General features: G+C 49.6%; 4 protein-coding genes and 3 rRNA genes. 1 reads left to right on the top strand and 6 read right to left on the bottom strand.

The window, feature by feature from the left end:
- From WN56_RS08420 to rluD, 4 genes are all read right to left on the bottom strand, one after another.
- Positions 1-299, bottom strand: a 16S ribosomal RNA gene (locus tag WN56_RS08420); the annotation flags it as partial.
- Positions 300-761: 462 nt separating this feature from the next.
- Positions 762-3,338, bottom strand: a complete 2,577-nt coding sequence (gene clpB / locus WN56_RS08415; RefSeq protein ID WP_046074618.1) for an ATP-dependent chaperone ClpB — start codon at positions 3,336-3,338, stop codon at positions 762-764.
- A 77-nt stretch (positions 3,339-3,415) separates the two neighbouring features.
- A complete protein-coding gene (gene pgeF, locus WN56_RS08410) occupies positions 3,416-4,138 on the bottom strand; it encodes a peptidoglycan editing factor PgeF (protein ID WP_046074617.1) in 723 nt (240 codons plus the stop codon).
- Complete coding sequence (gene rluD / locus WN56_RS08405) at positions 4,138-5,112, bottom strand: 23S rRNA pseudouridine(1911/1915/1917) synthase RluD (protein WP_046074616.1); 975 nt, start codon at positions 5,110-5,112, stop codon at positions 4,138-4,140. Before rluD ends, pgeF begins: the two co-directional genes overlap by 1 nt.
- Before the next feature lie 198 nt (positions 5,113-5,310).
- On the opposite strand from rluD, the gene bamD reads away from it, so the two are divergent.
- The gene (gene bamD / locus WN56_RS08400; RefSeq protein WP_046074615.1) at positions 5,311-6,036 is read left to right on the top strand and encodes an outer membrane protein assembly factor BamD; all 726 of its coding nucleotides are present in this window, start codon (positions 5,311-5,313) and stop codon (positions 6,034-6,036) included.
- Positions 6,037-6,381: 345 nt separating this feature from the next.
- Here bamD and rrf read toward each other — a convergent pair.
- Together rrf and WN56_RS08390 are read right to left on the bottom strand one after the other, a co-directional pair.
- Positions 6,382-6,497 (bottom strand): 5S ribosomal RNA (rrf, locus tag WN56_RS08395).
- 86 nt (positions 6,498-6,583) lie between these two features.
- Positions 6,584-6,783: ribosomal RNA gene (locus WN56_RS08390) — 23S ribosomal RNA — on the bottom strand; the annotation flags it as partial.

The following is a 6,783-nucleotide window of genomic DNA, read 5'->3' as shown; positions in this document are numbered from 1 at the left end:
AAGGATCGTCGCCTTGGTAAGCCATTACCTTACCAACTAGCTAATCCTAACTGGGCCCATCCCAACGCGATAGCTTACATGTAGAGGCCACCTTTGGTCCGTAGACATTATGCGGTATTAGCCGTCGTTTCCAACGGTTATCCCCCTCGTCAGGGCAGGTTCCCAGCCGTTACTCACCCGTCCGCCGCTCGACGTCCAGTAAATCCACCGAAGCTTCAATACTGCCGTTTCCGCTCGACTTGCATGTGTTAGGCCTGCCGCCAGCGTTCAATCTGAGCCATGATCAAACTCTTCAATTTAAGTTTTTTCGAAACCGAAGTTTCAGCTCAATGAATACTGATTACTGTTTCTCTCCGAAGAGAAAAACGAATTGACTGTGCCGAACAACTGTAAAAGTTGTCGTTTGGTCACTCAGTTCATCGAATAAATCTTTTTGTCTATTCTCAACGAGTGCCCACACAGATTGCATAGGTCAAATTGTTAAAGAGCGCCGCTCAATCTTGAGCGGGAGTGGCATCTTACGCCACTTTGGCAACAAGTCAAGCATTTTGTTTTGCTTGTTTGTTTTGCCGTTGTTAGCGCGGCTTGCCGTGCCAACGAGAGCGCATTATAGAGAGGTGATTTTTTGACGCAAGGAGTTTTTGATAAAAACATTTCAAGCGAGCAAAAAGCCAACAAGGTGCATTATTACTGAGCATTTCCATGCGAAAACTAAGCAGAAAGCCACCTAAAGTCGGTGGCTTTCGCTCAATAAGTATCTATCAGTCCTGTTTTGCGATGATTTGATCGTTTTCAACATCGAGGAAAACAGGCCGCCCTGGTATCAGCTCGCCACTTAGAATTTGCTGAGCAAGCGGGTTTTCAATTGTCTGCTGGATAGCACGTTTGAGTGGACGCGCACCATAGACGGGGTCAAAGCCACCTTTAGCCACTTTTGCCAAGGCTGCGTCTGAGACCTCAAGCTTAAAGTCTCTTTCGGCCATACGATGAGCCAGCTCTTGCATCTGTAGACCTGCAATCTCTTTGATGTGGTCTTCGGCTAATGGGTGGAACACCACCGCTTCATCGATTCGGTTGATGAATTCTGGACGGAAATGATTTGCAGCCACTTCCATCACGGTGTGTTTTATACCCGCATAGTCCAGTTCACCGAAATGCGCCTGAATCTGCTCTGAGCCAAGGTTTGACGTCATGATCACCACCGCATTGCGAAAGTCGACAGTGCGGCCTTGACCATCCGTCAGGCGCCCATCATCCAGCACCTGTAGCAAGATGTTAAACACATCCGAGTGAGCTTTCTCTATCTCGTCGAGCAGAATGACAGAGTAAGGGCGACGACGTACCGCTTCGGTCAGATACCCCCCTTCTTCATAACCCACATAACCTGGGGGTGCACCCACAAGGCGAGCCACGGAATGCTTCTCCATAAATTCGGACATATCAATCCGTACCATGGCATCACGGCTGTCAAACATGAATTCAGCCAGTGATTTACAAAGTTCGGTTTTACCTACCCCCGTTGGGCCCAAGAAGAGAAATGAACCAATTGGGCGATTCGGATCCGCCAAACCGGCACGGCTACGGCGAATAGCATTACCAACAGCGCTCACCGCTTCATCTTGCCCTATCACGCGTTCATGCAATGCCGACTCCATCTTGAGCAGCTTTTCTTTTTCGCTTTCAAGCATACGCGACACTGGGATGCCTGTTTGCCGTGCGATAACATCAGCAATCTCTGCATCCGTGACACGGTTTTTAAGCAGCGTCATTTCCTGCATCTCTGCTTGGCTGGCAAGATCCAATTGCTTCTCTAGTTCAGGGATCTTGCCGTATTGCAGCTCTGACATCCGACTCAAGTCGCCGGCTCGACGTGCGATTTCCATATCAGTACGCGCTTGCTCTAACGCTGCTTTGATGTGTTGAGCACCAGATACAGCGGCTTTTTCAGTATTCCAGACCTCTTCTAATTCTGCATACTCGCGCTCTTTTGCTTCTAGCTCGTCGCGAAGCGTTTCTAAGCGCTTTTGGCTCGCACTGTCTTCTTCTTTTTCCAGCGCTTGCTGCTCTATCTTCAGTTGCACAATGCGACGCTCAAGCCTGTCGAGTGAGTCTGGCTTAGAGTCTATTTGCATCCGAATACTAGACGCAGCCTCGTCAATCAGATCGATGGCTTTATCTGGCAGCTGCCGATCAGCAATATAGCGGTGTGACAAACTCGCAGCAGCTACGATAGCCGGATCGGTAATTTCTACCGCATGATGCAATTCATAACGCTCTTTGAGGCCTCGCAAAATGGCCACCGTGTCTTCGACATTCGGCTCACTCACCAACACTTTTTGGAAACGGCGTTCTAGTGCCGCATCTTTTTCCACATACTGTCGGTATTCATCCAGCGTCGTTGCCCCCACACAATGGAGTTCACCACGTGCCAAGGCAGGCTTAAGCATGTTGCCCGCGTCCATGGCCCCTTCAGCTTTACCTGCGCCCACCATGGTGTGAAGTTCGTCGATAAAGAGAATGACATTGCCTTCTTCTTTGGCCAGTTCATTCAGCACCGCTTTTAAACGTTCTTCAAATTCACCACGGTATTTCGCGCCTGCGACCAGTGAGCCCATATCAAGAGAGAGTACGCGTTTGCTACGAAGTCCTTCTGGCACTTCACCATTCACAATGCGTTGAGCCAGGCCTTCCACGATGGCCGTTTTACCCACGCCAGGCTCACCAATCAGCACTGGGTTATTTTTGGTACGGCGTTGTAACACTTGCACCGTACGACGGATTTCATCATCACGGCCAATGACAGGGTCCAGCTTGCCTTGCTCTGCACGCTCAGTAAGATCAATGGTGAATTTTTCGAGGGCTTGGCGGTTCTCTTCCGCGTTAGGATCATCCACTTGCTGCCCACCACGGACTTTCTCTATCGCTTCTTCAACCTTTTGCGATGTTAAACCGTGACTACGTAACAGCTCGCCCAACTGACCTTTATCTTCCACCGCAGCCAAAACAAAAAGCTCTGACGAGATATATTTATCTTTACGCTTTTGCGAGATTTTGTCGCACAGGTTAAATAACGTCCCCAGGTGGTTTGAAAGCTGAACCTCGCCACCGGTACCCGTTACTTGTGGTAAGCGGTCTAATAACTCAGAAAGGCTGGAACGCAGCTGGCTCACATCCACATTCAGCATGGTCAATAACGGGCGGATGGCACTGCTGTCTTGGTTCAGGAGTGCGGTCATCAAATGAACAGGCTCGATGTACTGGTGATCTCGCCCTAATGCCAGTGATTGCGCATCAGAAATCGCAATTTGGAATTTACTCGTAAATCGGTCAAGGCGCATAGTTCCTCCCACTTAACACCTCTAGTTGATGAATAAATGGGCACGATTGCGGCGCTTTTCAAGCACCTTTGTCGATTTTATTTCACCCGCCAGATGCAGGTTGCCATCCGGCCTGTTTGCCCATCTCGTCGATACGAATAAAACTGATCCGCCTGCTGATAGGTACAAAACTCCCCACCATAAACAGCAGTAACGCCAGCCTGTTGGAGTCGTTGCTTCGCAAGGTGATAAAGATCAGCAAAATACTTACCGTTTCCTTTTGCGGTAAATGCCGACATCGCCTTCGGTGAGTGCGTTACGAACGCCTCGATCACCTCCTCCCCAACTTCAAAAGCCTGTGGCCCAATGGCTGGCCCTAACCAGGCAAGACATCGATTGGGATCGGAAAACTGAGATAGCGTCGCTTCTAACACGCCAGACGATAAACCTCGCCAACCTGCGTGGGCAGCAGCGACTTGCTGACCATCGTCACTGCAAACGAGCACAGGCAAACAATCAGCCGTCATGATGGTACACACTTGACCCGTCGTATCGGTGAAGGCCGCATCTGCCTGTGGATGAGGCGAGCGGGTCGGCAAGTGGACAACATGTGTACCATGGACTTGTTCAAGCCAAGTGATATCCCCACTCACCTGCTGTGCAAGCAGTGCGCGATTTTGACCCACAGCTTCAGGCGCGTCGCCAACATGCATGCCAAGATTCCAACCCGAAAAGCTCCCTTGACTGGCACCACCAATACGCGTGGTGGTCAGCGCTCGTATGTTACTCGGAGTGGGCCAATCAGGCTGAAGGCAATACATCAGTAGTCCTCTTCTCCATATTGGGTTTGATCGTCTCTTAACCGTTCAGTCAAGGCCACCATATCGTCGGGGATCGGTGCATGCCATTCCATCAACTCACCGCTAACAGGATGATCTAAGCGTAGCATGGCCGCATGCAATGCCTGGCGTCGGAATTGGCGCAGACTTTGTACAAGCTCATCGTCAGCGTGACGAGGCGGTTTGGCCTTCCCGCCATATAAGGGATCACCCACTAGAGGATGATTTAAGTAGGCCATATGGACACGGATCTGGTGGGTACGGCCCGTTTCCAACCGCAACCGTAATCGTGTGTGACCACGAAAATGTTCTGCGACGCGATAATGAGTGATCGCGGGTTTACCTAGCTCATGCACGGCCATATGGGTACGCTTGGTCGAATGGCGGCCAATCGGCTTATCCACCATCCCCCCGCCGGTCATATTACCAATCGCAATGGCTTCATATTCACGGGTAATTTTCCGCTTTTGTAGCGCACGCACCAAACGGGTTTGTGCCGGAATAGTTTTAGCGACCACCATTAATCCCGTGGTGTCTTTATCCAAACGATGCACTATCCCTGCCCGAGGTACGTCCCCAATTTCCGGATAACGATACAACAGACCGTTCAGTAAAGTGCCATCAGGGCAACCTGCGCCTGGGTGAACAACCAGCCCCGCAGGTTTATTAATCACCAACAAGTCATCATCTTCATAGACAATATCTAGCGGAATATCTTGCGCTATCCAGCGATCGTCATCTTCAATTTCCGCAGTGATCTCAACGTTTTCTCCGCCCATCACTTTTTGGCGCGGCTTATCAATGGTCACACCATCGAGTGATACCTGGCCGGCTTGGATCCAAGTCTTGATCCGAGAGCGTGAGTAGTCAGGAAACAACTCAGCAATGGCTTGGTCAAGCCGTTGACCTAGTTGATGGTCTTGGATCTGGTGGGATAATTCTATCTGTTGTGCCATATCGAACTTTTCTATGATTTCTATGACTAAACCCTCGCGACAGTCGTTATAGTGGCGCTCGGCATATCGCCTATCAACGCCTTTTGCTATAGTCGCCTGTCACTGGATAAAATAGCCGGAATAATGACATTGTATCTGTTTGCCGCTGCGACCGTAATCCAGATGGCATAAAAACTTTTCAAGGAAGTGCGATAACCCATGAAACGCCTAACCCTGACTGCACTATTCGCAGCCTCTCTACTCGCCGGTTGTTCAAGTAACGACCAAGTCGTCCAAGACGATCCGCCATCCAAACTGTATCAGGATGCTGAAGCGCAGTTAAATCAAGGGGCTTGGATAACCGCTATTGAAAAGCTGGAAGCACTGGATTCACGCTATCCCTTTGGTGCTTATTCTGATCAAGTGCAGCTGGATCTGATTTATGCATATTACAAAAATGATGACTTGGCTTTAGCCGAGGCAACCATTGATCGTTTTATGCGTATGCACCCTGCGCACCCAGAAAGTGACTGGGTGGTTTATATGCGTGGCCTTACCCATATGGCGCAAGATCGTAGCCTCATTCACGATATTCTTCGTATGGAGCGGGACGACAGAGATCCTCAGCCAGCACGCAAAGCATTTGCCGATTTTCGTCGCCTGCTTGAGCGCTATCCAAACAGTGAGTATGCCGCAGATGCCAAAGCGCGGATGACCGCATTAAAAAACCGCCTTGCTAACTATGAGCTCGCCGCAGCAGATTACTACATTCGTCGAGAAGCTTGGGTTGCCGCGGTTAATCGTTGCCAAGCGTTGCAGCGTGACTTCCCTGATACAGAAGCGGCCAGAGCGTCACTCCCTTTAATGCTTAAAGCCTATGAAAAGCTTGGACTCGATGAACCCGCAGAGCGAACAAGAAAACTGATCGCCAATAATCCAGCGTAATAGCGAGTCAACAAGCTTGATAATCAAAACCTCCGCAAAGGAGGTTTTTTTATGTCTATAGATTACCGGTGAAAAGCGCGCTTTACCGAGTAATATTGGAATCGACTCTCGGCTTCCGCGTTGAGTGAGCACAGATATACATTATTGAGGTATAACGGTTTATAGAGTTTGAAGCGGTAAGTTATTGAATCAAAACGCGTGATATCTTGCTATAGATACAAAAAAGCCCCGACCGTGAGGTCAGGGCTTGGTGTTTTCTCATCAAAGTCTTACACATATCAGCTTTGATGATTAAATCTGTTTTTGCCTTCAGATTTTTCCAAAAATCTGAAAACAAGAAAGCAAGCCTGGCGATGTCCTACTCTCACATGGGGAGACCCCACACTACCATCGGCGCTGCTTCGTTTCACTACTGAGTTCGGCATGGAGTCAGGTGGGTCCAAAGCGCTATGGTCGCCAAGCAAATTCGGTAATCTAGAAAGCTGTTCGTTCTCGCCACAATCAACTGGCTTATTTTAAGTCCAACCCAAAACCTCTTGGGTGTTGTATGGTTAAGCCTCACGGGCAATTAGTACAGGTTAGCTCAACGCCTCACAGCGCTTACACACCCTGCCTATCAACGTTCTAGTCTAGAACAACCCTTTAGAGAGCTCGAAGCTCTAGGGATGACTCATCTCGGGGCCAGCTTCGCGCTTAGATGCTTTCAGCGCTTATCTGTGCCGAACTTAGCTACCGGGCAATGCGTCT

Origin of the sequence: Salinivibrio sp. KP-1 (assembly GCF_000968645.1) — a bacterium.
Lineage (GTDB): Bacteria > Pseudomonadota > Gammaproteobacteria > Enterobacterales > Vibrionaceae > Salinivibrio > Salinivibrio siamensis.
This window is presented reverse-complemented; position numbering and strand designations above follow the sequence as displayed.

What these genes read in the sequence shown, in the direction of transcription:
- bamD (WP_046074615.1), top strand. Translation starts at nt 5,311, where the DNA reads ATGAAACGCCTAACCCTGACTGCACTATTCGCAGCCTCTCTACTCGCC.
- rluD (WP_046074616.1), bottom strand. Translation starts at nt 5,112, where the DNA reads ATGGCACAACAGATAGAATTATCCCACCAGATCCAAGACCATCAACTA.
- pgeF (WP_046074617.1), bottom strand. Translation starts at nt 4,138, where the DNA reads ATGTATTGCCTTCAGCCTGATTGGCCCACTCCGAGTAACATACGAGCG.
- clpB (WP_046074618.1), bottom strand. Translation starts at nt 3,338, where the DNA reads ATGCGCCTTGACCGATTTACGAGTAAATTCCAAATTGCGATTTCTGAT.